Source organism: Kitasatospora sp. NPDC090308 (assembly GCF_044769485.1).
Classification (GTDB): domain Bacteria; phylum Actinomycetota; class Actinomycetes; order Streptomycetales; family Streptomycetaceae; genus Kitasatospora; species Kitasatospora fiedleri.
Genome location: NZ_JBIVXY010000004.1, coordinates 191,169 through 218,167 on the forward strand (window position 1 = coordinate 191,169; position 26,999 = coordinate 218,167).

Below are 26,999 nucleotides of genomic sequence, written 5' to 3' on the forward strand. Positions count from 1 at the left end.
GCAGTACGCCCGCGCCCCACCACGTGCCCGACACCCCCCGCCCCGCGCCGGGGCGGGGCGGGGGGTGTCGGTCAGGCGGTGTGCTGGGCGGGGAGGGCGGCCACGGCGGGGTGGTCCTTGGGGATCAGGCCGAGTTTGGCGCTGCCGCCCGGGGTGCCGAGGTCGTCGAAGAACTCGGCGTTGGCGGGGGTGAAGGGCTGCCACTCCTCCGGGAGGTCGTCCTCGTAGAAGATCGCCTCGACCGGGCAGACCGGTTCGCAGGCGCCGCAGTCGATGCACTCGTCGGGGTGGACGTAGAGCATCCGCTCCCCCTCGTAGATGCAGTCGACGGGGCAGTCGTCCACGCAGGCCCTGTCCTTGACGTCGACGCAGGGCAGGGCGATCACAAAGGTCATCGGGGTGCGGTCCTCTCCGGTCGGTGGTGCTCGCCGCGCTGGCGCAGCCGACCGTAGGTCCTCAAGTAAGGTTGAGGTCAACAGGGGAGGCGGGGAGGCGGGGATGACGACCCATCGGTCCGGTGGCGGGCGGCCCGCGGCGGGTGACTGGCTGGCGATCGGCGAGGTCAGCGCGCGGACGGGGGTGGCGGTGTCGGCGCTGCGGTTCTACGAGGAGCTGGGCCTGATCGCCTCCGAGCGCGACGGGCGGGGGCGGCGGCACTACCCGCGGCACATGCTGCGCCGGATCGCGCTGGTCTCGGTGGCGAAGCGGATCGGCGTCCCGCTGGAGGACGTCCGGGCGGCGTTCGCCGACGTGCCGCTGGATCGGCCGCCCAGCCACCAGGAGTGGCAGCGCGCCTCGCGCGGCTGGAAGCGCCGCCTGGAGGAGCGCCGGCAGACCATCGAGCGGCTGGAGGCCGAACTGACCGGCTGCATCGGCTGCGGCTGCCTGTCGATGAAGGCGTGCGCGCTGCTGAACCCGGGCGACAGCCTGGCCGAGGGCGGGGTCGGCCCGCGCCGCCTGTGACCGAGCGCCGGACGGCCGGTCAGCGGCGCAGCGCCAGCACGGTGTTGTGGCCGCCGAAGCCGATCGAGTGGCTGAGGGCCAGCCGGGGCGCGTGCCGGCGGGGCGCGCCGGTGACCAGGTCGATCCCGGCGGTGTCGGGGCCGGGGGCGTCGTGGTTGGCGGTGGGCGGGACGGTGCCGGTGAGCAGGGTGCGGACGGTGAGGGCGGCCTCGATCGCGCCGGCCGCGCCCATGGTGTGGCCGAGGGCGCCCTTGGCGGAGGTGACGCTGGGCGGGGTGCGGGCGAACAGGTCGCGGATCGCGGCGGCTTCGACCCGGTCGCCCTGCGGGGTGCCGGTGCCGTGCGCGTTGACGTGGTCGACCTGCTCGGGCCCGGCGTCGGCGGCCCGCAGGGCGAGCGTGACGGCGACGCGCAGGCCGCGGCCGGCCGGGTCGGGCGCGACGGGGTGGTGGGCGTCGGAGGTGGTGGCCCACCCGGCGAGGCGGGCGAGGGCGGGGGCGCGGCGGGCGGCGGCGTCGGCGGCCCGCTCCAGCACCAGGACGCCGGCGCCCTCGCCGAGCACGAAGCCGTCGCGGTCCCGGTCGAAGGGGCGGGACGCGGTGGCGGGCCGGTCGGTGCGCCGGGAGAGCGCGCCGGTCCGGGCGAAGGCGGCGGCGCACAGCGGGGTCGCCATCGCGTCGGTGCCGCCCGCCACCGCAAGGTCGCAGGCGCCGGTGGCCAGCAGCAGCGCGGCGTGCGCGATCGCGTTGGCGCCGGAGGCGCAGGCGGTGGAGGTGTGCAGGGCGGGGCCGGTGGTGCGCAGCGCGAGGGCGAGGTGGCCGGCGGCGGACAGGTTGGGCAGGTAGCCGGTGAGGGTGAGCGGGGAGAGCGCGTCCGGTCCGCGTTCCAGCAGCCGGCGGTGGGCGTCCTCCAGGACGGCCACGCCCCCGGCGGCCGAGCCGACCACCACGGCGACCCGGCCCGGGTCCCAGTCGGGGGGCCGTTCGCCGAACGCCTCGATCCCGGCCTCCCGGAGGGCTTCCCGGGCGGCGGTCAGCAGGTAGCGGGTGGAGCGGTCCAGCCGCCAGCCCTGCCGGACGGGGGCCCGGTCGGGGTGCGGCGGGCGGCAGCTGATCGGCACCGGGGTGCCGGCCAGGCCGGGGTCGGGCCGGGCGGTGCCGCGGCCCTCGCACAGGGTGCGCCAGGTCGCGTCCGTCCCCTCGCCCCCGGCGGTGACCGTCCCGGTGCCGGTGACCACGATCCGGTCAGTCATCGTCGGGTCGCCTCCCCTCCAGCGACTTCCGCACCTCGTCGGCGAGTTCGCCGACCGTCACCTCGCCGGTGGCGGCCTCGGCGTCCAGCGGGACGCCCCACTCCTCCTGGAGGGTGACGTACAGCTCGACGACGGACAGCGAGTCGAGGTCGAGCTCCTGGAAGCTCGCCCGGGCGGTGATCAGCTCGGCGGGGACGTCGAACTTCTCGGTGAGGACGGCGGTGATGCGTGCGGTGACCTGGTCCACGGGGTCTCCTCCTGGTGGCGGGGCCGTCAGCCCAGGGTGCGGCGGACGGGGGTGGCGGCGGGCCAGGTGAGGGCGACGGACGCCCAGGTGAGGCCGCCGCCGAAGGCGGTGAGCAGGGTGGGGGTGCCGGGGGCGAGGGCGCGCTGCGGGCCGTCGTCGGCGAGCACCAGCGGGATGGACGCGGCGGCGGTGTTGCCGAGGTCGCGCAGGTTGCCGAAGCGGACGGCGGGCGGCAGGCCGAGGCGGTCGGCGACCGAGTCGAGGATGCGCTGGTTGGCCTGGTGGGCGACGAACGCGCCCAGGTCGGCGGGTCTCCACCCGGCGGCGGCCAGCGCCCGGGCGGCGGAGTCGGTGAGGTGGCGGACGGCCTGGCCGTAGACCGACCGGCCGCGCATCCGGAACCAGTGCGCGTCCGGGTCCCGCCGCTGCCGGTCGGGGTGCCGGGAGCCGCCCGCGCCGATGGTGATCAGGGCGGCCCCGCCGCCGTCGCTGCCCAGGTCGGCGGCGTGCAGGGCGCCGGGCGCGCCGTCCTCGGCGGCGGCCAGCAGCACCGCCCCGGCGCCGTCGCCGAACAGGGCGGCGGTGCCGCGGTCGGCGGGGTCGACGATGGTGGAGTAGGTGTCGGCGCCGATCACCAGCGGACGGCGGCAGGCCCCGGCCCGCACCAGGGCGTCGGCGGTGGCCAGCGCGTACAGGAAGCCGGAGCAGACCGCGGCCAGGTCGAGGGCGGGGACGTGCGGCAGGCCGAGCCGGTGGGCGACGGCGGGGGCGGTGGCGGGGCAAGGGTGGTCGGGGGTGGTGGTGGCGAGCAGGACGAAGTCCGGTGCGGCGTCGGCGGATTCGATCGCGGCGGCGGCGGCGTACACGGCGAGGTCGCCGGTGGCGGTGCCGGGCGCGGCGCGGCGGCGGCGGTGGATGCCGGTGCGCCGGCGGATCCACTCGTCGCTGCTGTCGAGCCCGCCCTCGGCGATCACCTCCTCGTTGTCGACGCTGCGGGCGGGCAGGCAGGAGCCGAGGCCGACGACGGCCGCGCGGGGCATCCGGCGCCCCCTCAGGCCGCGAACGGGGACGGCGGCTTGGGGACGCCCGCCAGTCCGCCGTCCGGGGTGCTGAGCCCGCCGTCCAGCACCAGGGTCTGCGCGGTGACCAGGTCGGCGGCGGGCGAGGCCAGGAACAGCACCGCCGCGGCGACGTCCTCGGGGGTGCCCCAGCGGCCCTGCGGAACGTGGCTCATCAGCCACTGCGAGACCGGCTCCGCGTCGGACGCGAAACTCGTCATGTCGGTGGTCACCCAGCCGGGACAGACCGCGTTCACCCGGATGCCCTCCCGCGCCCAGCCGACGCCCAGGCTGCGGGCCAGCGAGATCTGGGCGGCCTTCGAGGCCGCGTACGCCTCCAGCATCGGGGTGCCCATCAGCCCGGCCGCCGAGGACATCAGGATCAGCGAGGCCCGCCCGGAGGCCGCCAGGTGCGGGTGCGCGGCCCGGCACAGCTCGGCCGTGACGTTCAGGTTGACGGCGATCACGTGCTCCCAGTCGTCCTGCGCGGAGTCCTGGAACGGCACCAGGACGGGGCTGCCGTCCGCCGCCGTGGGCAGCACCCCGGCGTTGTGCACCAGCACGTCGATCCCGCCCAGCGCGGCGGCCGCCTCCGCCACCACGGCGCTCGGCGCGCCCAGCGCGCCCAGGTCCGCGGGCAGCGCCCGGGCCCGGGCGCCGAGCGCCTCGGCCTCCTTGGCGACCGCGTGCAGCGCCGCCGCCGACCGGGCGGTCAGCACGACCTCGCACCCGGCCTCGGCCAGCGCCAGCGCGCAGGCCCGCCCGATGCCCCGGGAGGCCCCGGTCACCAGGGCGCGGGCGCCGTCCAGCCGGAACGCGCCCGGCAGTGTGCTGCTGCTCATGACAGTTCTTCCTTCCGTTCGGTGCGGTGCGGGTCGGTCCCGGTGCCAGCCCCGGTGTCGGTGCGGCTGCCGGGGCGGGTCTCTGGACGGGCTTCGGGGCGGGTCTCGGAGCTGGTCTCGGAGCTGGTCTCGGAGCTGGTCTCGGAGCTGGTCTCGGACCAGCGCAGCAGGGCGCTGCCCCAGGTCATGCCGGCGCCGAAGACGGTCAGCAGGATCAGGTCGCCGGGTTGCAGCCGGCCCTCGGCGTGCGCGGTGGCCAGTGCGTACGGGGCGCTGGCCGCGCCGATGTTGCCGACCAGGTCGCCGACCACGGTCATCCGGTCGGCGAGGCCCGCCTCGGCGGCGAGCCGGCGCACCAGGACGGGGTTGGGCTGGTGGGTGATCACGTGGTCGATGTCGTCGGTGGTCAGGCCGTGGCGCTCCAGCGTCTCGCCGAGCATCCGCGGGAAGGCGTCCCGGATGAACCGGCTCACCGTCCGCCCGTCCATCCGGATCCGGTGGGCGCCCTCCGCGAGGGTCTGCCGGGTCGCCGGGCGCCGGCTGCCGCCGGCCGGGATCAGCACCCGGTCCGCGAGCCTGCCGTCCGAGCCCAGCCGGAACCCGCCCAGCCCGCCCGGCGGTTCGACCGGGCCCAGCACGGTGGCGGCGGCCCCGTCCGCGAACAGCACGGCGGTGGCCCGGTCCGCGGGGTCGAGGAACTTCGAGTACGCCTCCACCCCGACCACCACCGCGAGCATCGGCCCGTCCGCCTCCCGCAGCCAGTCGTGCGCGACCTTCGCGCCGAACAGCCAGCCCGAGCAGGCCGCGGAGACGTCGAGCGCGACGGCGTCCGCCGCCCCGACCAGGGCCTGCACCCGGCAGGCCGTCGCCGGGCCCAGTTCGTCCGGCGTCGAGGTCGCGCAGACCAGCAGCCCGAGCTGCCGGGCCGTCACGCCCGCCGAGGCCAGCGCCCGGCGCACCGCCTCCGCAGCCAGGTCCGAGGCCGCCTGCGACCCGTCCGCGACGTGCCGACGGCGCACGCCGGTGCGCTCCGCGATCCACTCCGGCGTCACCCCCGTCCCGGCCGCGACCTCCGCGTTGCTCCGCACCCGGGCCGGCACGTACCGCCCGGTGCCCCACACGCCCACCGCGTTCACGGCCCCGGCTCCTTCCGCTCGGCAGGGTCGGCGGAGTCGGCGGGGTCGGCGGAGTCGGTGGCGGCCGACCGGGCCTCGGGTGCGCCGTCGCGGGCCCGGACCAGGTCGTCCGGGAAGGCGAAGGCGCGTTCGATCCGCTCCAGGTGCGGCAGCAGCCGGTCGTAGCCGCGCTCCAGGGCGTTCTCCAGGCCGACCAGGTCGCCCGGGGTGAGGGTGCGGTGGCGCAGCAGGGCGCCGGCCGTCCGGTCGGCGGCGCGCAGGGCGGCGAGGTGGGCGAGGGCGGTGGTGGCCTCGTCCGGGGGGAGGGTGGCGAGGGCGCGCGGGAGGTCCTCGGCGGCGAGCCGGGCGGCGTAGGTGGCGCCGAGTTCGGCCGCCCGGTCGAGCAGCGGGTTCCACACCTCGAAAGGGGTGGCGGAGCCGGGCGCGTGCTCGGTGCGGGCCCGGCGCAGCCACCCGGTGAGGGTGTGCTGGTGGCGGGCCAGCACGGCGGGCCACCAGCCGGGGTCGGCGAGGTCGGCCGGGACGGGCGGGAGGGCGCCGGTGGCGGTGCCGATGCCGGTGGCGGGCGGGTCGTCGAGCAGGGCGCGCCCGAGGTCGTAGCGGATCAGCCGGCTGTCGCCGCCGGCCGGGTCGAAGGAGCGGGCGAAGCCGTGGTAGCCGGCCAGCCGGTTGTCGTCGGCGAGTCCGGCGTGGCCGCAGCGGCGCTGGCACTCGGCGACGATCCGTTCGGCCTCGTCGGCGCAGTGCGCCTTGTACGCGGACAGCGGGCGGCTGACGGCGGACCAGGGTGCGAACCCGGCCTCGGCGTCGGCGGTGTCGGACTCCCGGGCGGCGGCGAGCAGTTCGCGGGCGCGGGCGGCGGCGCAGCTGAGCGCGAAGGCGTCGGCGAGGGCGCCGAGCAGGGCGCGCTGCTGGCTGCGGTGGGCGAGCAGGGGGCTGCCGGGGGCGAGTGCGGCGCGGGTCTCGCGGTGGCGGGAGTGCCGGACGGCGAGCACCGCGGACTGGCGGGCGAGTGCGGCCAGCGCGGTGGGCAGGACGCCCCACAGGTCCTGGCCGACGGCGAGGGTGCGGCGCAGCCGGTCCTCGGGGGTGCGCGGGTCGCGCAGGCGGCCGTGCTCGTCGAGGTCGGCGTCGTCGCGCAGCCAGTGCGCCTCGGGGACGCGGACGCCGTCGAACCCGATCCGGTGGTAGCCGAGCGGGAGCGCGCCGACCGGGACGGGCGGGGAGAGGGTGACGCCCGGGCGCGGGCCGTTGTGGTCGGCCAGCCGCACCAGGAAGGCGAACACCCCGCCCTCCCGGCCCCGCCCGTCCACCGCGCGGGCGATCACCACGGCTCCGCGCGGCCCGGGGTGCCCGGCCACGCCGCCGAACTTCCGGTCCGCCGTGGTGGGGGTGCGCAGCACGAACTCCCGCCGACCGGGGTCGAATTCGGCCACCGTCCCGGCGCCGAGGTGGCTGCTGGCGCGGCCGGCCTCGGTGACCAGGTAGCCGATCCGCAGGGCACCGGCGTCGACGGCGTCGAGCTCCGGCCGGACGTCCTTGGGCCCGCCGGCCAGCCGCAGCAACGAGCCCTGGCCCAGGATGCTCTGGGTGACCACCGTCATGCCGAGCCGGGGGTCGGCGACGGTGGCCCAGGCCAGGGCGGCGGCCAGCGCGTCGGCGTCGGCGTGCAGGTCGGCGGCGGCGGGCAGGGCGCGCAGCAGGGCGCGCAGGCGGCGGTACAGGTAGGGCTCGCGCTCGGCGGCGGACTCGGCGACCCGGTAGGGGTGCCGGGCCAGGGCGCGGTGCAGGCGGGGCAGGTAGCCGGGGTGGTGGCGACCGTGCAGCAGTTCGTCCAGGGTCCTCGTCGGCTCCTCGGCCATCGTCACGGTCCTTCTCGCTGCGGGGGTCGGCGGGTGGTCGGGTAGTGGGGCGGGCGGCTGGCCGGACGGTGAGGCGGGCGGCCGGACGGGCAGTGGGACGGGTAGTGGGGCGGGCGGCTGGCCGGACGGTGAGGCGAGCGGCCGATCGGGCGGCAGGCCGGGCAGTGGGACGGGCAGCTGGCCGGACGGTGAAGCAAGCAGCTGGTCGAGCGGCAGGCCGGACGGTGAAGCAAGCGGCCGACCGGGCGCTGAAGCGAGCAGCTGATCGGGCAGCTCGTCGAGCGGTGGGGCGAACGGCTGGCCGGTCGGTGGAACGTGCACCCGGGCGCCGGTGCCGCGCAGGCAGTCGGCGGCGTTGCGGCTCAGCGCGCCACCCGGACCGGCCTCGCGGTAGTCGGTGTGGCCGTGGGCGGCGAGCAGGGCGAGGAGCCGGGGCAGGTGGGCGGGGCGGACCAGGCAGTCGGCGGCGCGGGCGGCCAGGTCGTCGGCGGGGGTGTAGCGGCGTCCGGCGACGGCCGAGTAGACCGGGACGGCGGGCTCCCCGATCGCCGGGCCGCCGCGCAGGATCTCCTCGAACTGCCGTCGCTGCCGGTCGAGTTCCGGGTGGTGCGAGGTGAAGGGCAGGCGCAGCCGGACGGCGGTGACGCCCTGCTCGGCGGCGAGCCGCTCGACGGCGGCCAGCCGGTCGACCGGCCCGCCGAGCACGCACTCCCCGGGGCTGTTGACGCAGCCGACGGCGACCCGGCCGCCCCCGGCGCGGGCGGCCAGCGTGGCAGCCCGCCGCTCCCCGCAGCCGATCAGCGTCAGCCCGCCGGGCGTCCGGGCCAGCACCCGGGCCAGGCCGTACGCGGCGCGCGCGCCGGCCCCGACCGTCCAGGCACCGGCGACGGTCAGCGCGGCGAGTTCCCCGAAGCTGACGGCCAGCAGCGCGTCGGGCGGCCCGTACCGTTCGGCCAGCACCCGCTGCCAGGCCACCGCCGCACCGTAGTGGGCCAGTTGCTGGAGGCCGACCGGACCCTCGGCCAACTCCCTTCCGCCGGGCGGGTGTTCGCCGAGCAGCAGGGCGGCCAGCGGGGGGACGGAGGCGGGTGCGGGGGTGTCGGAAGCGGGGACGGCGTCATCGACGGAGGCGTCGGCGGTCGCGACGGTGGCGTCGATCTCCTCGTAGACGGCCCGCAGCGCGCGGCGCAGGGCACCGTCCCGGGCGGCGGCCCGGTACAGCGTCTGCACGGGGAAGTCCCCCTGACCTGGGAACATGTGAACCGACACGGGCATGACTGCACGCTCCGCAGCAGCGAGAGGGCCGATCCGGTACGGGCCGCACCGCGCCCGGCCCCGCACCGACTCCCCTCGGCGCGGCCGGCGTCCGGCCCGTCACCACAGTGCCCAATCAGTACGCCCACCATCCAGTCATATGACCGGTGAATGTGTTGAAAGTTCCGTCACCGTTGAACACCCGCGCGAACTCACCGGCTCCGGCACTCCGTGGCCACCGCCCGTCCACCCCGCCCGCCGCCCGCCCCGCCCCGTCCCCGCCCCCGTCCCGGCGTCACCGCGCGATCATCCCCGCCAGCGCGAGGTCGAGCAGCCGGTCGGCCTGGGCCTCGGTGTCGTGCTCGCGGGCCCAGGCGGCGGCGTTCATCAGGGTGAACACGTCCGCGCCCGTGGTGTCGCCGCGCAGGGCGCCCGCCCGGCGGGCCCGGTCGACCAGGCGGTCGCCGATGGCCGTCAACCGGTGGCAGGAGTCCTGGAGTTCGTCGAAACGGGCGGCCAGCGCGGCGGCCAGGCCCTGGTAGGCGGCGGCGTGCCGGACCACCGCGCGGATCCAGTCGGCCAGCGCCCGGGCCGGGTCGGGGTGCTCGGCGAGTCCGTCCCCGTGGGCGAACAGCTCCTGGTTGCGCGCGTCCAGCAGGGCGGCGATCAGTGCGGCGCGGGTCGGGAAGTGGCCGTAGAGCGTGCCGATGGCCACCCCGGCGCGGCGGGCCACCCGCTCCAGCGAGGCACCGGTGCCCTCCTCCCGGAAGACGGCGTCGGCCTCGGCGAGCAGCCGCTCACGGTTGCGCCGCGCGTCGGCGCGCGGACGGCGGCGGGCGGTCTCGGTCACGTCATCTCCCTTTCCCGGCCGGGCCCTTGCTGCCGGTCCTCGCGGTCGGCCCCTGCGCCCGGCCCTGGTGGCCGACCCCTGCCCGTCGGCTCTTGCGGTCGGCCGTCAAGTCGAGGCATCCTCGACTCACCTCGAAACCGAGGATGCCTCAGCTTATCGGCGCGCCGTCCGCCGCGCCACGGAACACCAGACAGGGGAGAACCCGCCGTGATCCTGCTGACCGGAGCCACCGGCTCGATCGGCCGCCACCTGGTCCGCCGACTCGCCGACCGGGGCGCCGAGTTCCGCGCCCTGGTCCGGGACGAGGCCAAGGGCCGCGCCCTGGGCTGCGCGTACGTCGTGGGCGACTTCGCCGATCCGGGCTCGCTCACCGCCGCGTTCGACGGCGTCGACCGGCTGTTCCTGAACGGGCCCGGCGCGGCGCCGGTGGACGGGGAGCAGCCGATGGTCCGTCAGCTCGGCTCCGTCATCGACGCGGCCGCGGCGGCGGGCGTCGAACGGGTGGTGAAGGTCTCGGTGTGGCACGCCGCGCCCGGCCGCCCGCTCTCCGAGGGCGTGCACGGCGTGCTCGACCGCCGCCTCGCCGAGTCCGGCCCGGCCGCCTGGACGCTCCTGCAACCCTCCGGCTTCCTGCAGAACCTGCTGGCCCCGGGCACGTTCACCCCCGACGGGCGCCTGGTCGGCCGCTACGGCGGCGCGCCCGTCTCGCACATCGACTGCCGGGACATCGCCGAGTGCGCGGAGGCCCTGCTGACGGGGCCGCCGCGCCCCGGTGAGTCCTTCGTCCTGACCGGGCCGGAGGCCGTCACCGACCGGGAGCTGGCCGCCCGGATCTCGCACGCCCTGGGCCGGACGGTCGGCCTCGCGCCCCTCACCCCGGACGAGGTCTCCGCCGCACTGGCCGCCCAGGGCCTCCCGGCCGGCTTCACCGCGGGCCTGGCCGAGCTGCTGCGCCAGGTCGCCGCGGGCTCGCTGGCCGGAGTGACCACCGCCGTCCCCGACCTGCTCGGCCGCCCCGCCCGCACGGTGGACGCCTTCCTCGCCGACCACCTGCCGGCCTTCCGCGCGGCCCTCCGACTGCCCTGACCACGGCCGTCTCGAACTGACTTGCACCGGAACGCCCTTACCGCCCGCCCCCGCGTCGCGGGCCTGAGTACGGGTACTCAGGCCGCCGGTCCACCGCATACGGAATGATGATCGGCGCGACGGGCCGCAGGGGCCCGTCCCTGCCGACCGGAGCGCCCCACCGTGAAACGTCCCGCCCTGGCCGTGGCCGCCACCGTGCTCGCCGCGGGCACCCTACTCGCCGGCTGCGGCTCCACCCGCAGCTCCGACTCCCCCGGCTCCGGCTCCGTCACGGGCTCCGGCTCCGCCGCGCGTTCCGGCTCCGCCGCGGGTGCCGCCGCCGGTTCGCCGGATGCCGCGCAGGCGGCCCAGCAGGAGTACGAGCAGCAGTACGCACAGGCGGTGGCCGACCACGATCGGGCGTTCCCGAGCGTCGCGAGGACCTGCGCGGGGAAGCCCACCGCGCAGCCGTCACCGGTGGACACCCCGTCGTCCGGCCCCCAGCCCGAGAACCCCAAGTACGCCGAGAACCACGCCTACCTGCGGACGGCCCCGCTGAACCCCGCCGCCCAGTGCCGCGGCGAGGCGCACGCCGCCCGCATCGCCGCCGAGGCCGCCGCGCAGCCCCCGACCGGCCCCGAGCAGGCCAAGGCCCTGCTCACCCGCCTCGGCTACCCGGACGCCACCGTCGACCAGGGCGGCGACGGCGTGCACTTCACCTTCTCCGTCCCGCAGCTCGGCCCCTGCCTGACGGGCGTGCTGTCCGACCCGCCGCACATCGAGGTGCACGGCCCGTACCTGGAGGGCGGCTGCGCACTCCCGAAGGGCGGCCACTGAGCCTCCCTCCTCCGCCCCGCCCCCGGCCCGCAATCCCGGCGCGGCGGAGCCGACCGCACTGCCAGAATCGGGCGATGACCGACGACCACCTGCTCCACCGGGCGTCCCGCCTCTGGACGGGGCTGGCCGACGTGCCCGCGGCCTTCCCCGCGCCCGGCGCCTCGAGTGTCGTGGTGTCACCGAACTCCGGCCTGTGCCCGCCGGGTTGGGTCGGCCTGCTGACGCTGGGCGGCGCGGTGCTGGCGACCGCCCCGGATGCCCGGCGCGCCGAACTGCTCCGCGCCGCGCTGCGGTCCTGCCCGGAGGCCGGGTGGGACGCGGACCGGCTGCGCGCCGCACTGCCGGTCGGCCGGGTGCTCGGCCCCGCCGCGCTCGCCTACCTCGCCCCGACCGACCTCGCGTCGGCGGCCCGACGCCCACCCGTCCACGAACTCCCCAACGAACAGCAGGAGTTGCGCGCCCTGGAGGCCAGGGTGCCGGCCATGGAACGCGACGAGGCCGCGCTCGGCGAGATCACCTCGCCCGCGTTCGCCGTCCTCCGGGACGGCCGCGTCCTGGCCGCCTGCGGTTACCGTGCCTGGCCGTTCGAGACCGCCCAGTTCAGCGCACTGACCGACCCGACGGCCCGCGGCCGCGGCCTGGCCCGCGTCGCCGCGACGGCCGCCGCCGCCCACGCCCTCGCCGCCGGGCTGCTCCCCCAGTGGCGCGCCCGCGTCCCGGCCTCCCGCCGGGTCGCCGCCCGGGTCGGCTTCCGCGAACTGGGCACCCAGCTCTCCGTCGAACTCCCCTGAGCCCGGCCGCGCACCCCCGAGGGGGCTTCAGCCCGCCGCAGCCTCCCCGCGCACCTTCGCCAGGAAGGCGGCCAGGTTGCCGCGCATCCGCTCGATCCGCTGCTCCGGCGTCAGCGACTCGTGGATCTTGGTGCCGGTCTCGCGCAGGCCGCGGACGTACAGCGAGCAGGCCAGGTCGCTGCACATGTACGCGCCGACCGAGTTGCCCTGCCGCCCGGCGGGACCGGCCAGCGGGGCCACCAGCAGCGAGACCCCGCCGGTGTGGGTGGTGACGCACAGCGAGCAGATGCTGCGGCGCGGCTGCCAGGACGCGCCGGAGGAGGACCGCAGGACGACGGCCTGCGGGCGGCCCTCCAGCTCGGCGACCAGGTAGGCCCGGTCCGGGGCCTGCGGGTCGCGCCAGCCGAGGAAGTCCAGCTCCGACCAGGGCTGTTCGTGCAGCTCGCGGGGCAGGTTCAGACGTTTCGCCTCGCCCTTGGAGCAGTTCAGGAACGCGGCGCGGATCTCGGGGTCGGTCAGCTCTCTCACGAAACACCACGCTAATTTGCCTAAGTCGTTTAGGCAAATGGATAATCGACTCAGGAAGCACGACCGGACGACGACGAGGAAGGGACGGGTGGGTGCGGTGGCACGTGCAGGTCTGACCCCCGAGGTACTGGCCCGAGCGGGCGCGGAACTGGCCGACGAGGTGGGCTTCGACCAGGTGACGGTGACCGAGCTGGCCCGCCGCTTCGACGTCAAGGTCGCCAGCCTGTACTCGCACGTCAAGAGCTCCCACGACCTCAAGGTCCGGATCGCCCTGCTGGCCCTCGCCGAACTCGCCGACCGCGCCACCGACGCGATCGCCGGCCGGTCCGGCCGCGACGCCCTCGCCGCCTTCGCCGAGGCGTACCGCGGCTACGCCCGCGAACACCCGGGCCGCTACGACGCCGCCCGCCTCCGCCTCGACCCCGAGACCGCCGCCGCCAGTGCCGCCCCCCGCCACTCCCACCTCACCCGGGCCATCCTCCGCGGCTACCACCTCCCCGAACCCGACCAGACCCACGCGGTCCGCCTCCTCGGCAGCGTCTTCCACGGCTACATCGGCCTGGAATCCGCCGGCGGCTTCGCTCACACCCCCGTCCCCCCGCAGGAGTCCTGGGACTGGATCGTCGACTCCCTCGACACCCTCCTCCGCGCCCGCAGCACCCCCGAGCGGACTGGCTGAAAATGGCTCCGCCCGGAATTCCGTGAAAGACCAGGTCATCGGCATGAATGCAGGATCGTTTCGCTACGGGACGACCTTCACGTGGCTCTCGACGCGATCGAAGACGTGCTGTTCCCTGGAGTCGATGTTGAACTGGAGCGGGTGACCGCCGGGTTGGACCTGGTGCTGGTCGAGGTCGGCGCGTGCGGTCCGACCGTCCGTTGCCCGGACTGCGGGATCCGGGGTCGGCGGGTCCACTCCACGTACTGGCACATGGTGGCCGAAAGCCCTTTGCCGGGGCGGAAGTTGTTGATGCGGCTGCGGGTGCGCCGGTACTTCTGCGACCGCGTCCGCTGCGCGCGGCGGACGTTCGTCGAGCAGGTCCGGGGGCCGAGCGAGCGTCACCTGCGCTCCAGCACCGGGCTGAAGGACTGGCTGCGAGCGGTGGCCGTCGAACTCGGCGGCCGCACGGGCGAGCGGTTGTGCCGCAAGCTCAGTGTCGCGGTCGACCGCACCCGGTGCGATCGAGGCCGCCGACCGCTGGCACCTGCTGCAGAACCTGTCCGCCGCGGTCGAGAAGACCTGCCACCAGCACCGCTCCTGCCTGCGCAAACACGCAGACCAGGAAGCGCCTCCCGAGCTGCCCGCGATCAACCTGCCGGTCCTCCAACTGCCCCGGACCCCGATCGTCGAACGCACCCGCGACCGCTACGGGGACGTCCACCGCCTACTGGACCAGAAGTGGACGATCAGCGCCATCGCCCGCCACCTCGGGCTCGACCGCAAGACCGTCCGCCGCTTCAAGACCACCCCGCTGGACGAACTCCTCGCCTCCGCCCGGGAGTTCGGCGTCGGCAAGCAGGGGCTGATCGACCCGTCCAAGCCCTACCTCAACAGCCGGTTCACCGCCGGGTGCACCAGCGCCCAGCAACTCTTCCGCGAAATCACCGAACGCGGCTACCAGGGCAGCGTCCTGGCCGTGCGCCGCCACGTCGCCTCCCTGCGCGAGGGAACCGCCGAACCCGTCCGCACCGACATCCCCAGCCCGCGCCGGATCACCTCCTGGATCATGCGGCCCATCGGCACCCTCACCGAACGCGAGCAGGACGAGCTGCTGGACGTCAGGACCGCCTGCCCGGACATCGCCCGCGCCTACGACCTGGCCCGATGCTTCCACGACCTCATGACCAACCGCCTCGGCACCCTCCTGCCGGACTGGATCGACCAGGCCGAGCAGGGCGCCCCCGCGCCGATGCGCTCGTTCGCCGGCTTCCTCCGCCAGGACCTCGCCGCCGTCACCGCCGGACTCACCCTCGAATGGATCTCCGGCGAGGTCGAAGGCAACGTGAACCGGGTCAAAACGCTCAAAAGAACCATGTACGGCCGGGCTTCGTTTCGACTCCTTCGGATACACATCCCCAAAAGGGCGTGAGCCTGTGCCCGAGCGAGATCAGGACGCCCACCTGTCGTATCCGGGCGGGACCTCTCCACGAAGAAGGCTGATGAAGGCACGACCACATGCCAGCAAAGGGTCGGTGGGCAGGTCCGTGTCGAACGCCTCCTGATCACCGCCAGTGCCAAAGGAATTCACGAGATCCTTCGGGATGGCCGGAGCCCATGCGAGTAGTCGCTGGACGGCGCGCTCCGAAAGATGAAGCGTGAGCGCGACGCGATCAGGGTCCGTTCCAAGGTGCTCGTCCAAGCGTGACGAGACGCATCCCATGAAGCCGGCCGTGGCCTGCGCCTCCCACTCATCACGGGCGCCGGCCAACCATGCCGGAGCGTCAGCGACCGCCTTGGCTTCCTGCGCCAAGAGGTACAGCCACACTTCGACCTGGTAGTCGCGGACCCAGAACCCGGAACCGCGGTAGTCCATGTTCGAGCTGCCCATGCCGCGAGTAGATCACATACGCCAAGGGAGCCTTCACGGAATTCCGGTCAGAGCCCTGAAAATCCCCACCCACCACTCGCGGACCGGCCCGCAAAGGCTCGCGCGCACCGCCGACCGGATGATGAGGTGGCACGGTGACCAACCATGACGAGGCGGCGCCCGTCCGACCGTCGACACTGGCCTGGGTGCGTCGGCACCTGGGGTCCGGCGAACGGATCGTCCGAGCGGAGACGCTGCACGGCGGCGCCACCGCCGACATGCGGAGGCTGACCATCGGCACGCGGGACGGAGGAACCCGCCACCTGGTGCTCCGCTCCTTCGTCGCCCCGACCCGGCAGGGGCCGGCCGAGGACCTCCTGCACCGGGAGGCCGGCGCCCTGACCACGCTGACCGGTACCGACGTGTCGGCGCCCGCACTGGTGGCCGTCGATCCGACCGCAGCGCACTGCGCGTACCCCTCGCTCCTCATGACCCATCTGCCGGGCCGAACGGTCCTTGCCGACGAAGGGCTTGAGACGCGCCTGCCCTTGCTGGCCCGTCAACTCGTGGCGATCCACGCGGTACGGCCCGCCGTCCGACCCCGGGAGTACGTGGCGCTGACGACCGCCGACACGGTCGTGACCCCCGAGACCGCCGACACCGCGGTCTGGAACGCCGCGATCGACGTGATCCGCCCGCCCGCGCCGCGCCACGAAGGGCGTTTCCTGCACCGCGACTTCCAGCCCGGCAACGTGCTGTTCGGCCCACCGGCCGACGATCCGACCGGCACCGCCGACCCCCGGATCACCGGTGTCGTCGACTGGGCGGCGGCCTCCTGGGGCCCGACGGACCTCGACGTGGCGCACTGCTCCACCAATCTCGCGCTACTGCACGGCCCGCAGTGGGGCCTGCGCTTCACCGAGACCTACCAGGAGGCCGGCGGAACGCTGGCCCCGACCGCGCCCGAACGGCTGTACTGGCAGGTGCGAGCCCCCCTGGCGTTCTCGGAGGAAGTCCAGTGGGTGGCACAGCCGTGGCGGGAGGCCGGACGAACCGAGCTGACGACACAAACCGTGGAGGAGCGGCTGAACGCCTACCTCACCTCCCTGATGCACTCGCCGAGCTGAGCCACGGCGATCCGGAGCGCGACCCGACCTCGCCGTCCGCCGCTCAACCACTCAACCGCTCAACCGCTCAACCGCTCAACCGCACGGGAATCCGGGCAGAACCAGGGGAATTCCGAGGCTATGGCCGGGGGCCCGCGAACGATCGAGGAGGGGTGCCGACTCGCCCGTTTCCGAGTAGGCAAACCCATCCCCGCGAAACGGTCCCACATTCAGGCCGGCGACCTGGCCTGTCACGCAATTCCGGGCACAGCCACAGAAAGCCGCACCGCCAAGTAGTGCGGCGCGTGGCGGGTGACTGTTCGGTTCGGTGGAGAAGTCGGCGGGGTTCACGAGCCCTCCTTTCCCGTCTTCCCCGGTCACCTCGTGCACCGCTCCCCCGAAAGTCCGCCGAGCCGTCAGAATGCGCAGTGGGCACGTCCCGGGCCGCAGTACCCGGTCGGCAGAGGACCGGGTTCGCGCTGCCATCCCTCCGGGACGGCATCACAAGATTGAACATGTTCAAATTCGATGCCATGATGAGGCGATCTCATCCGATCGTCCGTCCTGGGATGCCGTCGGCCGGGTGCGTTCGTATGCGTCGAACGAAACAGGGCGGGTACCCATGATCAAGAAGACAGCACTGGCGCGTTGGGGGTGGGTCGGGCTCATCGTGGCGGTACTTCTCGCGCCGCTGGCCCTCCTCTCGGCAGCTCGTGCCGGCCTGATCGGCTACCAGCGGCCCGACGAAGTCGTGGTCGGCCAGAGCGACATGCTCGGGACGTGGCAGGACGGCTTCGGCATGACGCTGCATCTGGGCCTCGACCACCGGGCCACCGCCGACGGCATTCCGGGCACGGCCTCGTGCGAACGCGAGGGCACCTGGATGTTCTACGCCCGGAGCGAATCCGATGTCTTCGTCAGTGAACGGAGCGCCACCGAGGGGCAGGAGGCATTTGCCAGCTTCGGCAAGTCATGGGACTGCGAGTTCGCACTGAGTGTCTTCCGCGTCCACGGCGAATACGTCCTGTGCACCGTGGACGATCCGGACAGCTACTGCACCGACCGTGAACTCCTGCGCAGGACGACCGAGCTCAACGCCCCCGCCACCCTGCCGTGAACGAAGCCGGGCGTTTCGTCCCGCAGCGGAACGCTTCCGCATTCACGTCTGCGACCCGGTCTTTCACAGCACTCCGGTCAGCGCCGATTTCGAGGGTCCTCGTCACCCCGCACCGGCCCCGTAGACGCCTGCGACGAACGGCGCCCACCCCGGCCCCCGCACACGGCGAACGGCGGCCACCGAAACCGATGACCGCCGCCGCCGTGCACGCCCTCAGCCCCCGCAGGGGCCGGGGCTCGGGCCCTTACGCTCCTTCGCGGACCGGGAGCTTCCAGCCCGGGCGCGGGTAGTGGCAGGTGTAGCCGTTGGGGTAGTGCTGGAGGTAGTCCTGGTGCTCGGGCTCGGCCTCCCAGAAGTCGCCGAGCGGGGTCACCTCGGTGACCACCTTGCCCGGCCACAGGCCGCTCGCGTCGACGTCCGCGATGGTGTCGAGGGCGGTGGCGCGCTGGGCCTCGTCCGCGTAGAAGATCGCCGAGCGGTAGCTGCTGCCGATGTCGTTGCCCTGCCGGTCCAGGGTGCTCGGGTCGTGGATCTGGAAGAAGTACTCCAGCAGCGTCCGGTAGCTGATCCGCTCCGGGTCGTAGACGATCTCCAGCGCCTCGGCGTGGCCGGGGTGGTTGCGGTAGGTGGCGTGCGCGTTCTCGCCGCCGGTGTAGCCGGTGCGGGTCGACTGGACGCCGGGGAGTTTGCGGATCAGCTCCTGCATACCCCAGAAGCAGCCGCCGGCCAGGACGGCACGGTCCGTGGTCATCTAGTACTCACTCCTCGCATGGGACGTCGACTCGTCCGCCCGGGGCACCGCCCCGGGGGACCATCCGGTCCAACCGCCCGGACACCCCCGATGTTCCCCGCCCGGCCCGTGCGCCGACCCGCGCACCGCCTCGCTCAGCCGGCCAGCCCCTCCAGCACCTGCGCCCCGGGCAGCGCACCGGCGACCGCACCCGGCAGGATCAGCTTCCCGCGCCGCCGACCGCTGCCCACCAGCACGTACGGGGCGGCGGCGACCGCGGCGTCGACCAGCAGCGGCCAGTGCGCGGGCAGGCCGACGGGGGTGATGCCGCCGTACTCCATGCCGCTCTCGCCGACGGCGGTGTCCATCGGCGCGAACGACGCCTTGCGCGCGCCCAGGTGACTCCGCACCGCCTTGTTGACGTCGAGCCGGGTGGTGGCCAGCACCAGCCCGGCGGCCAGCGTGGTCTCCCCGCCGCGCTTCGCGGCGACCACCACGCAGTTCGCGGACGCCTCCGCCGGGACGTCGTACGCGGCGCAGAACACGGCGGTGTCGGCCAGCTCCGGATCGGTGTCCACGTACAGCACCTGCCGGGCCAGCTCCGCGTCCCAGCGCCCGAGCAGTTCGGCCACCGGGGCCGCCAACTCCCCGACGGCGTCCACCGCCCGGCGCACCTGCGGGAAGTTCCCGAACGGCGCCCGCACCGACTCCTCGGTCGACCCGGCCTGCTCCAGCTGCTCCGTCTGCTCGCTCATGCCCCGACTCTAGCGAAGGCGCACCCGGCGCCCGCACGCCTCCGCCGACTGCGACAGCCACACCGGCTCCGGCGGCTCCGACAGCTCCGACAGCTCCGACGGCTATTCGGCGAGCGCCGCCCGCCAGGCCCAGGACTCCCGGCGCGGCCGACCCGGGAGTTCGCCGCGGCCGGTGCACCAGAGCAGGACGGGGGCGGGCTCTCCGGCGGGGGCGCCCGGGAAGAGCCGGGCCAGGACGGCGGCGCAGAGCGCGGGCAGCGGCGTCCAGTCGAGGGCCAGGCCGGTGGTGATGTCGTGGGTGTGCAGCAGCGTCTCGGCGACGCCCATCGCGGCGAAACCGCTCGGGTCGGTCGAGCCCCAGTGCCAGGCGCGCAGCCCGGGGTCGGCGGCGGCCAGCGCGAGGGCCAGCAGGTCGCCGCAGGCCAGCGCGGTCGCCAGCAGGTCGGCGGGGAATGCGTCCTGACGTATCGTCAGGTCGAAGGGCAGGTAGCGGTCGGTGGGCCGGGCGGCGAGCTGCCCGGCGTAGGCGAGCAGGTCGTGGCCGATGTGGGCGAGGGTGTCCCGGCAGCTCCACTCCAGGGGGCCGGCCGGGACGCCCCAGTCCAGGCCGAGCTGCGGGGTGAGGACGCTTCGCGTCTCCGTCAGGGCCGCACGCAGTTCCCGATGGTCCATCGCCCCATCCTCGCACCCGCGATTCGCCGCTACGCCCACCTGCTGACCCGCTGACCTGCCGACCCGTCGGCCCGCCGACCCGCGTCGACAGGTCAGCGGGTCGGCGGGTCGATAGATCAACAGGTCGACAGATCAACCGATCACAGGTAGGGGCGGGTGATCAGCTCCAGCCCGTGGCCGGCCGGATCGAGCACGTAGACGCCGCGTCCGCCGTGTTCGGTGTTGGTCTCGCCGAGGCGCTGCATCTGCGGGTCGGCCCAGTGGTCGATGCCGCGTTCGCGCAGCATGGTGTGGGCGCGGTCGAAGAGTTCGTCGTCGACCAGGAAGGCGTAGTGCTGCCGCTGGATCTCCACCGGCGGTTCGGCGAACTGCAGCAGCACGCCGTCGGCGAGTTGGAGATTGGTGAACGGGCCCCAGGAGGGCGCCTGTTCGGCCTCCAGCAGCTCCTGGTAGAAGCGGGCGGAGACGGTGCGGTCCCGCGAGGCGATGATGGTGTGGTTGAAGGCGGCGGGCATGGTTCGGGTCTGACCTCGTTCCGGATGTGGTCGGCAAGGGGGCGGTACGCGCACTGCGCGGAGGAGGTGGTGGTCCTCTGGCGTGCGGGCGACCCTGCGGCACCCGGGGCGCGGTCAGTCGCCCACCGGGTCACCGATCCGTGCGTGGCCCATGGCCGTTCCGGTGTTCACCCGGACACCGTACGGAACCCCCTCCTCCCCCGACAACTCCTTTTCCCACTGCCGCCGCTCCCCTCTCCCCCCGCCCCGGCCGCACCGAAAACCGGGCGCGGCCGGAGCGCCGTCGGCGCTACCGTCGCGCGGATGGCCGACGAATGCTTCACCCTGCCCCGGCTGGCGGCGATCTACGACGCCCTCGACCCGGTGCGCGACGACCTGCCGCCCTACCTCGCCCTGGTGGACGAGCTCGGCGCGTCCCGCGTCCTCGACCTGGGCTGCGGCACCGGGGTGTTCGCCCTGCTGCTGGCCGGGCGCGGCGTGCGCGTGCTCGGTGTCGACCCGGCCGCCGCGTCCGTCGCGGTGGCCCGCCGCAAGCCGGGTGCCGAGCGGGTCCGCTGGCTGGTCGGGAACGCGACGGGCCTGCCCCCGCTGGAGGTCGACCTGGTCACCATGACCGCCAACGCCGCCCAGGCGGTCACCGGTCCCGGGCAGTGGCACGCCACCCTGCTGGGCGTGCGCGGCGCGCTGCGCCCGGGCGGGCACCTGGTGTTCGAGAGCCGGGTGCCGGCCCGCCGGGCCTGGGAGTCCTGGACGCGGGAGGCGTCCCACCGGGTGAGCGAGCTGCCGGACGTCGGTGCGGTGGAGAACTGGGTGGAGCTGCTGGACGTCTCCGGGCCGCTGGTGACGTTCCGTTGGCACTACGTGTTCGCGGCGGACGGGCAGCACCTCACCTCGGACTCGACCCTGCGCTTCCGCGAACGCGCCGAGGTCGAGGCCGACCTGCGCGCGGCGGGCCTGGATCCGGTCGAGGTCCGGGGCGCCCCGGACCGCCCCGGCCGGGAACACGTCTTCCTGGCCCGCCGCCCGAACGCCCCTTCCCGAGCAACGGCTTGACACCGGCCCGGCCCCGGGTCGAACCCCGGCCGGACTCCGGGCGGATCCCGGGCGAACCCAGGACCTGCCCTTCCCCCGCCCCTGGGCCCGCTGCTTCGCTGGCCGTTCGGCGGAGCGCGGCGGACGGAGGGCCGGGGTGGACATCGAGGGGACCGGCGCGCTGGGCGTCGCGGTGGTCGGCGTCCTCGGGACGCTGCTGTCCGCGCTGCTGACGCAACGCGCGGCGGACGACGGGCGACGGCGCGAGCAGGAACGCGCCGGGGCGGCGGCGGAGCGGCAGCGGCGCGAGCACGAACTGCGCGCGTGCTACGTCGCGTTGAACACGACGGCCCGGCAGTACCTGGCCGCCCTCGCCGACCAGGTGCACGCCCTGGGCCGGAACGGCGACGTCCCGGCGGCCCGGCAGCGGCTGGCCGAGGCGCGCGACCGGTACCGGGCGGTGTACGCCGAGGCGCAGTTGCGGGTGCCCGAGCCCGTGCTCGACCTCGCCGGGCCGTTCAGCCACGGCCTGGGCGCGCTCTACGGCATGGTCCGCCGCCTCGACGCGGGTACGCCCCGGGCCGGCGACTCCCCGGCCGCCGCGCAGCAGGGCATCGACACCGGGTGGGCCGGGCTGCGCCGGGTCCGGGACGAGATGCGGGCCCAACTGGGCGTCTCCCGGTCGGATTCCGGACGTTGAGCGGGCGGGTCCCGGGATCGACTGCGGCCGGGGTCCGGGTCTCGGCATAGTGGCGGAGTGTCACGGAGGGAACGCGGAGAGGCGGGAGGCAGCCGGTGGGGGACGTGGAGCACGACGACGTGGAGCACGACGGCACGCGGAACGGCGACGGCGAGCACGGCGACACGCAGAACGGCGGCACGCAGAACGGCGAGGTCGAGCACGAGGACACGGAGGACGGCGGCGTACGGGGGTTGCGCACCTGGGTCGCGGAGGCGGAGGAGCGGGCCAGGCGCCTGCTGCCCGCCCCGGGCGGCGGGCTGCCGCTGCTGCCCGCGTGCGAGGCGTCCGTCCGGGAACTCGAACAGCTGGCGGGGCTGTTGGACCACGACCCGGCGCTGCGCAGTGCGGCGCACCTGTGGCTGGGCGTCGCGCTGGCCACCCGGTGGGCCGCCACCGGGGCACCGGGCGACCGGGAGCGGGCGGAGTCCCTGCTGCGCGAGGTGCGGGACCCGGCCACGGTGCTGGGGGCGACGGCGAGCGGGGAGCACCGCCAGTGGGCGGCGTTCCACCTGGTCGGACTGATCGCGCCCGTCCCGCCGCAGAGCGGGTTCCGTTCGGTGCCCGACCTCTCGGCCTTCCTGGACTGGACGACGCGCTCCACGCCGGCGGAGCTGATGGGCTTCGCCCGGGAGGTGCAGACCCTGTTCGCGGAGATCGGGGACCTGCCGCTGCCGCCCGAGCACGGCGATCTGCTGGGCCGCCTGCGGGCGGGGATGGCGGCTCCGTCGACGGCGGGCCTCCACGACGTCCTGACGGGCGCGCTTCCGGACGGGGACCCCTTCGCGGAACAGTTCCGGCAGCTGCTCGACCGGACCTTCGGAGCGGCAGCGCCGACGCCCACCGCGCAGGGCCCGGCCGACCCCGCCACCCCGGCCGAGCACCCCACCACCCCGACCGACCCCGCCACCCCGGCCGAGCACCCCACCACCCCGACCGACCCCGCCACCCCGACCGACCCCGCCGATCTGCGCCGCATCGCCGCCACCGTGGACGCGGTCAACGCCACCTCCGCCGGGCTCGGCGAGGCGCTGGACAGCACGGACCCGCAGCAGCGGATCGACGAGCTGCTCGACCGGCTGCGCACCGTCCAGGGCCGGCCGCCCGCCGGAGTCGACTGGTCCCACCACCTGGAGGCGCTCCGGGCGGTCCTGCTCAACGTCGGCGGCCGCACCGGCGGCACGTTCCAGGACCAGGAGGCCGGCCTCCGGCACCTGGCGGCGTTCCGGGACGGCCTGGAGAAGATGAAGGGTTCGCTGCCGCCCGGCGTCGGGGACCCGACCGTCCTGGGCCGGGTGACGGGCCTGTACCAGCAGGTCATGGACCTCAGGGCGGGCGGGGACCCCGAGGAGGACGTGCAGACGGCGCGCGGCTTGGTGGCCGAGGCCGAGCGGCTGGCCGAGGAGGTCCCGGACGGCTTCTTCCGGGGGCTGGTCACGCTGACGGTCGGCGCGGCCCGCGCCAAGCTCGGCGTGCTCGCCCGGGACCGGCAGCAACTGCTGGACAGCCTGTCCGTCCTGGAGGACGGGGTGTCCGAGCTGAGGGCGACGGGGGCGCCGTTCGGCGAGCGGATCCCGATCCCGGACACCTCGGACTTCGACCTCCTGCGGGCCGGTCTGGGCGGCACCCCGCCGCCGCCGATGCGGGAGCACCGCACCCCGCCGCCGCACGCCTCCACCGAGCAGGTCCACAGCTCCGCGCTCTCGCTGGCCCTCCGGTACGGCATGACCCGTGACCGGGGCGTCCTCGACCTGCTGATCGGGGAGTTGGAGCGGGTCCGGACGGGCGTCCGGGAGGGGCGGGCGCCGCGGATCGCCACCGAGGCGCTGTGGAAACTGGCCGAGGCGTACCGGGTGCGCGCGGTCGAGGACGGGGACGTGTCGGACCTCAGGGCGCTGGGGGCGGCGAAGGAGTCGCTGACCGCGCTCGCCGCGGACGTCCTGTTGCAGACCGGTGCCGAGCACGGGCTGGTGGCCGCCCGGGCCGGGGCCAGCCGGGGCGTGCAGGCCGCGCTGTGGGCCGGGTCGCAGGGGCGGTTGCCCGAGGCGGTGGCGGCGCTGGAGGCGGGACGGGCGCTGGTGCTGCACGCGGCGTCGACCTCCGCGGCCGTCCCGGAACTCCTGGAGCGGCGCGGGCACCGGGAGCTCGCCGACGCCTGGCGGGTGGCCACCACGAGGGCGGCCACCGCGACGACGGCCACCGCGACGACGGGCGACGACGGCGACGCCGACGGCGGGGTCCCCGGCGAGTTGCCCAGCGCCCTGCGCCGGCGGGCGCTCCGGGCGCTCGGCTACCGCGCGGAGGACGGCCTGCTCGCCACCCCCACGCTGGCGGACCTCTCGGACGGGCTCGCGGACGGCGGTGCGGACGCCCTGCTGTACCTGGTCCCCGGCGACGGGGTCAGCCCCGGGGTGGTCATCGTCGTCAGCCCGCGGCTCGGGGCGGCGATGGTCGTCCTGGAGCAGCTGTCCCGGGCCGGGAGCGGACCGCTGGAGGACTACCTGGACGCCGCCGCGGCGCTCGACGCCGCGGCGCGGGCGGACGGCGAGGACCCCGCGCTGCGGCGGGCCTGGGAGGACGCGCTCGACGCGCTCTGCGACTGGGCGGGGGAGGTGCTCGGCCCGCTGCTGGCCGATCTGGAGCGGGACCTGGGCGCCGGGGGCCAGCCGCTGCGGATCGTCCTGGTGCCGTGCGGACGCCTGGGCCTGGTGCCCTGGCACGCCGGCCGTCTCCCCGGTGGGCCGCCCCGCGGGTACCTCTGCCAGGCCGCGGTGGTCAGCTACGCCGCCTCGGGCAGCCAGTTCCTGCGCTCGGTGCGGCGCGCGCCCCGGCCGCCGACGGCCGCGCCCGTCCTGCTGGCCGACCCGGGCCAGAGCCTGATGTACGCCGAGATCGAGGTGACGGCGCTGCGGGACTCCTTCTACCCCGGGGCCCGGCTGTACGGCAGCGTCTCGTACCTGGCCGCGGACGAGGTGGCCCCCGGCACGCCCGGGGCCGTCCTGGGACGGTTCGCCGACGGCGCCTCGCTGCTCCACCTGAGCGCGCACGGCTCGGAGGGCACCGACCCCACCGCCTCGGCCCTCCACCTGGCCGGCCCCGACGGCGACCCGGACCCCGCCGCGGGGCGGCTCACGGTCACCCGGCTGCTCGACCACCCGGGTGCCCGGGGCACCGCCGAGGACGGCCCGCTGGTCGTGCTCAGCGCCTGCCGGACCGACCTGTCGTCCCGTGACCACGACGAGGCGCTGACCCTCACCACCGGCTTCTGCGCGGCCGGTGCGCGAGACGTGGTCGGCTCCCGCTGGGCCGTCTCGGACGGCGTGTCGGCGCTGCTGATGGCGGTGTTCCACCACCACCTGAACGTCGACCGGCTCAGCCCCGTCGACGCCTTGCGGGCCGCCCAGCTGTGGATGCTCGACCCGGACCGTCGGGCCCCGGAGTCGCTGCACGAGGAGCTGGTGGACGAACTGCGGCGCCCGGGGCTGGACCGGATCGCGCACTGGGCGGCCTTCATCCACCAGGGCCACCCCGGGCCCGCCGGGCCCGGCGGGCCGAAGAACGGGAGCGAGGGAGGGGCACATGCGTGAGGACGGTGCGGACGAGGGCCGCGGACGGGCGACGACACGGCTGCTCGGCCTGATCCGCGAACACCGCGACAGCATCCGCGCGCAGCTCGGCGAGGAGCGGTACGCCGTCCTGCTGGGCAGTCTGGCGGCGCTCGCCGCGGTGCCCCCGGACGACGACCGGGGTCGGCGCAACGCGCTCCAGGGCGTCCGGCTGGCGCTGCGGCGGCTGTCCTTCGAGCATCCGGTGCGGGCCGCGTTGGAGTCCTCCCGGCTGGTCGCCGACGTACCCGGGCCGGCGGACGTGGCCGCCGCCCGGGAGCTGCTGGCCTGGCTGTCCGCACCGGAACCGGAACCGACACCGGTACCCGCGCCGGAACCCGGGCCCTCCCCCGTACCGGCGCCCTCCCCCGTACCGGCACCCGAGCCCGCGCCGGAACGCGAGCCCTCCCCCGTCCGGTCCGGCGGGGCCAGGCCGGGCCACCCGCTGCTCGGCGAGGCGGCGATCTCGGCGCGGGAGGCCCGGGAGCGCTGCGGCGGTCCGCCGCCGCCCGAGCTGATCCGGGTGCCCGGCTCTCCGGAGAGCGCGCGGTACCCGCGGTTCCAGTTCGCGGGCGACGGCGCCCCGCACGGGGTGGTCCTGGCGGTCAACCGGCTGCTGCTGGCGGACATCGACCCCTGGGGGGCCGCGAGTTGGTGGCTCGGCGGCAACAGCTGGCTGGGCGGTCGGCCCGTGTCGCTGCTCGGCCGACTGCCCGATGCCGAGCTGGTCGGGGCGGCGGCCCAACTGGTGGAGGGCGAATGACGAGCGGACGTCCCTTCGACCCCACCGGCTTCTTCCCCCGGGCCGGGACGGAGCTGAGCCCCCACCTCACCACCGTCCCGGCCGGGACCGAGCTGTGGCGGGTGCACAAGTCCAAGTACGCGCCGGACGAGTTCAACGACCGGCTCGCGGACATCCACTTCGGCGGCGGCCGCTTCGAGGGCACCGTCCTCGACCCGTACCACTACCTCTACCTCGCGGCGACACCGCTCACGGCGCTCGCCGAGAGCCTGCTGCGTTCCGTGCCCTACGGCGGGGACGGCGTGCGGGAGGTCGGCTACGCCGCGGCCGAGGGGCGGGCGCTGAGCTGCCTGCGCTCCCGGTGCGACCTGGTCCTGGTCCCGCTGCTGACCGGCGCGGACCTGGCCGCCGTGCGCTGCCAGGAGACCCTCCTCGACGACGAGCGCAACTACGCCGTGTCGCGGCGCTGGTCGAGCGAGATCCGGGCGCAGGAGCCCCGGGCGCAGGGCCTGCTCTGGGACTCCCGGCGCAACCGGCGCGACGACGTGATGGTGCTCTACCGGGACCGGGTCGGGCGCGGCGCGGACGGGCCGCTGGAGGCGGTGCCGGAGCGGAGCGTCCCCGACCTGGGCTCCCCGGAGGGCCTCGCGCGCGCCAACGAGGTGCTCGCGCCCCTGCGGGCGAGGGTCTCGGTGCCCGCGACGTGGACCGGGCAGGGGGCCGGGCAGGGGGCCGGCCAGGGGACCGGGCAGTGAGCGGCGCGGCGGACCGGG

Annotated in this window: 27 protein-coding genes and 1 pseudogene; 14 read left to right on the forward strand and 14 right to left on the reverse strand. The window is 75.5% G+C overall.

Features of this window, described 5'->3' with window-relative positions; all coding sequences use genetic code 11:
• Positions 1 to 71: 71 nt before the first annotated feature.
• Positions 72 to 395 (reverse strand): ferredoxin, encoded by a 324-nt coding sequence (gene fdxA, locus ACIQVD_RS11420; RefSeq protein ID WP_400685203.1) that lies wholly within the window; start codon positions 393 to 395, stop codon positions 72 to 74.
• Between the two features lie 103 nt (positions 396 to 498).
• Between fdxA and soxR the strand changes: the two genes are divergently transcribed.
• Complete coding sequence (soxR, locus tag ACIQVD_RS11425) at positions 499 to 963, forward strand: redox-sensitive transcriptional activator SoxR (RefSeq protein WP_400685201.1); 465 nt, start codon at positions 499 to 501, stop codon at positions 961 to 963.
• A 19-nt stretch (positions 964 to 982) separates the two neighbouring features.
• Here soxR and ACIQVD_RS11430 read toward each other — a convergent pair whose 3' ends face one another.
• The 7 genes from ACIQVD_RS11430 to ACIQVD_RS11460 form a co-directional block, all read right to left on the reverse strand.
• Entirely contained in the window at positions 983 to 2,215 is a 1,233-nt protein-coding gene (locus tag ACIQVD_RS11430) for a beta-ketoacyl-[acyl-carrier-protein] synthase family protein (RefSeq protein WP_402288041.1), read from the reverse strand.
• A complete protein-coding gene (locus tag ACIQVD_RS11435) occupies positions 2,208 to 2,462 on the reverse strand; it encodes an acyl carrier protein (protein WP_402288043.1) in 255 nt (84 codons plus the stop codon). Before ACIQVD_RS11435 ends, ACIQVD_RS11430 begins: the two co-directional genes overlap by 8 nt.
• 26 nt (positions 2,463 to 2,488) lie before the next feature.
• Entirely contained in the window at positions 2,489 to 3,502 is a 1,014-nt protein-coding gene (locus ACIQVD_RS11440) for a beta-ketoacyl-ACP synthase 3 (RefSeq protein ID WP_402288046.1), read from the reverse strand.
• 11 nt (positions 3,503 to 3,513) lie between these two features.
• Positions 3,514 to 4,362: an SDR family NAD(P)-dependent oxidoreductase gene (locus ACIQVD_RS11445; RefSeq protein ID WP_402288049.1), complete on the reverse strand. Its 849-nt coding sequence runs from the start codon at positions 4,360 to 4,362 to the stop codon at positions 3,514 to 3,516.
• Positions 4,359 to 5,498, reverse strand: coding sequence for a 3-oxoacyl-ACP synthase III family protein (locus ACIQVD_RS11450; RefSeq protein ID WP_402288051.1), 1,140 nt, complete (start codon positions 5,496 to 5,498; stop codon positions 4,359 to 4,361). The genes ACIQVD_RS11445 and ACIQVD_RS11450 overlap by 4 nt, the downstream gene beginning before the upstream one ends.
• The gene (locus tag ACIQVD_RS11455) at positions 5,495 to 8,590 is read right to left on the reverse strand and encodes an acyltransferase domain-containing protein (RefSeq protein ID WP_402288053.1); all 3,096 of its coding nucleotides are present in this window, start codon (positions 8,588 to 8,590) and stop codon (positions 5,495 to 5,497) included. Before ACIQVD_RS11455 ends, ACIQVD_RS11450 begins: the two co-directional genes overlap by 4 nt.
• A 319-nt stretch (positions 8,591 to 8,909) precedes the next feature.
• On the reverse strand, positions 8,910 to 9,464 hold the full coding sequence (locus ACIQVD_RS11460) for a TetR/AcrR family transcriptional regulator (RefSeq protein ID WP_402288056.1): 555 nt from the start codon (positions 9,462 to 9,464) through the stop codon (positions 8,910 to 8,912).
• Between the two features lie 207 nt (positions 9,465 to 9,671).
• On the opposite strand from ACIQVD_RS11460, the gene ACIQVD_RS11465 reads away from it, so the two are divergent.
• The 3 genes from ACIQVD_RS11465 (at position 9,672) to ACIQVD_RS11475 (ending at position 12,157) form a co-directional block, all read left to right on the forward strand.
• Positions 9,672 to 10,550 carry an NAD(P)H-binding protein gene (locus ACIQVD_RS11465; RefSeq protein WP_402288058.1) on the forward strand — a complete coding sequence of 293 codons (879 nt, stop codon included), beginning with the start codon at positions 9,672 to 9,674 and terminating at the stop codon, positions 10,548 to 10,550.
• A 162-nt stretch (positions 10,551 to 10,712) separates the two neighbouring features.
• Positions 10,713 to 11,366, forward strand: a complete 654-nt coding sequence (locus ACIQVD_RS11470) for a hypothetical protein (RefSeq protein ID WP_402288061.1) — start codon at positions 10,713 to 10,715, stop codon at positions 11,364 to 11,366.
• Positions 11,367 to 11,440: 74 nt separating this feature from the next.
• Positions 11,441 to 12,157 (forward strand): GNAT family N-acetyltransferase, encoded by a 717-nt coding sequence (locus ACIQVD_RS11475; protein ID WP_402288063.1) that lies wholly within the window; start codon positions 11,441 to 11,443, stop codon positions 12,155 to 12,157.
• 27 nt (positions 12,158 to 12,184) lie between these two features.
• Here the strand turns inward: ACIQVD_RS11475 and ACIQVD_RS11480 are convergent, their stop codons facing one another.
• The gene (locus ACIQVD_RS11480) at positions 12,185 to 12,685 is read right to left on the reverse strand and encodes an FBP domain-containing protein (RefSeq protein ID WP_402288066.1); all 501 of its coding nucleotides are present in this window, start codon (positions 12,683 to 12,685) and stop codon (positions 12,185 to 12,187) included.
• Positions 12,686 to 12,782: 97 nt separating this feature from the next.
• On the opposite strand from ACIQVD_RS11480, the gene ACIQVD_RS11485 reads away from it, so the two are divergent.
• From ACIQVD_RS11485 to ACIQVD_RS11495, 3 genes and pseudogenes are all read left to right on the forward strand, one after another.
• Positions 12,783 to 13,364 carry a TetR/AcrR family transcriptional regulator gene (locus tag ACIQVD_RS11485; RefSeq protein ID WP_400685173.1) on the forward strand — a complete coding sequence of 194 codons (582 nt, stop codon included), beginning with the start codon at positions 12,783 to 12,785 and terminating at the stop codon, positions 13,362 to 13,364.
• 162 nt (positions 13,365 to 13,526) lie between these two features.
• Positions 13,527 to 13,676: pseudogene (locus ACIQVD_RS11490) on the forward strand (hypothetical protein); the annotation flags it as partial.
• Positions 13,677 to 13,839: 163 nt separating this feature from the next.
• Complete coding sequence (locus ACIQVD_RS11495) at positions 13,840 to 14,775, forward strand: transposase (RefSeq protein ID WP_402288069.1); 936 nt, start codon at positions 13,840 to 13,842, stop codon at positions 14,773 to 14,775.
• Positions 14,776 to 14,793: 18 nt separating this feature from the next.
• Here ACIQVD_RS11495 and ACIQVD_RS11500 read toward each other — a convergent pair whose 3' ends face one another.
• On the reverse strand, positions 14,794 to 15,234 hold the full coding sequence (locus ACIQVD_RS11500; protein WP_400685168.1) for a hypothetical protein: 441 nt from the start codon (positions 15,232 to 15,234) through the stop codon (positions 14,794 to 14,796).
• A gap of 134 nt (positions 15,235 to 15,368) precedes the next feature.
• Here ACIQVD_RS11500 and ACIQVD_RS11505 point away from each other — a divergent pair, with 134 nt between their 5' ends.
• Positions 15,369 to 16,340, forward strand: a complete 972-nt coding sequence (locus ACIQVD_RS11505) for a phosphotransferase family protein (protein ID WP_400685166.1) — start codon at positions 15,369 to 15,371, stop codon at positions 16,338 to 16,340.
• Positions 16,341 to 16,941: 601 nt separating this feature from the next.
• Entirely contained in the window at positions 16,942 to 17,436 is a 495-nt protein-coding gene (locus ACIQVD_RS11510) for a hypothetical protein (protein ID WP_402288072.1), read from the forward strand.
• A 244-nt stretch (positions 17,437 to 17,680) separates the two neighbouring features.
• Here the strand turns inward: ACIQVD_RS11510 and msrA are convergent, their stop codons facing one another.
• From msrA to ACIQVD_RS11530, 4 genes are all read right to left on the reverse strand, one after another.
• Complete coding sequence (gene msrA / locus ACIQVD_RS11515; protein ID WP_100838825.1) at positions 17,681 to 18,187, reverse strand: peptide-methionine (S)-S-oxide reductase MsrA; 507 nt, start codon at positions 18,185 to 18,187, stop codon at positions 17,681 to 17,683.
• Positions 18,188 to 18,321: 134 nt separating this feature from the next.
• Positions 18,322 to 18,921: a YbaK/EbsC family protein gene (locus tag ACIQVD_RS11520; protein ID WP_400685161.1), complete on the reverse strand. Its 600-nt coding sequence runs from the start codon at positions 18,919 to 18,921 to the stop codon at positions 18,322 to 18,324.
• A gap of 102 nt (positions 18,922 to 19,023) precedes the next feature.
• Complete coding sequence (locus tag ACIQVD_RS11525; protein ID WP_402288076.1) at positions 19,024 to 19,593, reverse strand: maleylpyruvate isomerase N-terminal domain-containing protein; 570 nt, start codon at positions 19,591 to 19,593, stop codon at positions 19,024 to 19,026.
• Between the two features lie 140 nt (positions 19,594 to 19,733).
• Positions 19,734 to 20,108 carry a VOC family protein gene (locus ACIQVD_RS11530; protein WP_400685157.1) on the reverse strand — a complete coding sequence of 125 codons (375 nt, stop codon included), beginning with the start codon at positions 20,106 to 20,108 and terminating at the stop codon, positions 19,734 to 19,736.
• A 303-nt stretch (positions 20,109 to 20,411) separates the two neighbouring features.
• Between ACIQVD_RS11530 and ACIQVD_RS11535 the strand changes: the two genes are divergently transcribed.
• The 5 genes from ACIQVD_RS11535 (at position 20,412) to ACIQVD_RS11555 (ending at position 26,981) form a co-directional block, all read left to right on the forward strand.
• Positions 20,412 to 21,161, forward strand: a complete 750-nt coding sequence (locus tag ACIQVD_RS11535; RefSeq protein ID WP_402288078.1) for a class I SAM-dependent methyltransferase — start codon at positions 20,412 to 20,414, stop codon at positions 21,159 to 21,161.
• Positions 21,162 to 21,297: 136 nt separating this feature from the next.
• Positions 21,298 to 21,840, forward strand: a complete 543-nt coding sequence (locus tag ACIQVD_RS11540; RefSeq protein ID WP_400685152.1) for a hypothetical protein — start codon at positions 21,298 to 21,300, stop codon at positions 21,838 to 21,840.
• Positions 21,841 to 21,935: 95 nt separating this feature from the next.
• Positions 21,936 to 25,466, forward strand: a complete 3,531-nt coding sequence (locus ACIQVD_RS11545; protein WP_402288081.1) for a CHAT domain-containing protein — start codon at positions 21,936 to 21,938, stop codon at positions 25,464 to 25,466.
• Complete coding sequence (locus tag ACIQVD_RS11550; RefSeq protein ID WP_402288083.1) at positions 25,459 to 26,247, forward strand: hypothetical protein; 789 nt, start codon at positions 25,459 to 25,461, stop codon at positions 26,245 to 26,247. Before ACIQVD_RS11545 ends, ACIQVD_RS11550 begins: the two co-directional genes overlap by 8 nt.
• Positions 26,244 to 26,981 (forward strand): RES family NAD+ phosphorylase, encoded by a 738-nt coding sequence (locus ACIQVD_RS11555; protein ID WP_402288085.1) that lies wholly within the window; start codon positions 26,244 to 26,246, stop codon positions 26,979 to 26,981. The genes ACIQVD_RS11550 and ACIQVD_RS11555 overlap by 4 nt, the downstream gene beginning before the upstream one ends.
• Positions 26,982 to 26,999: the final 18 nt, after the last annotated feature.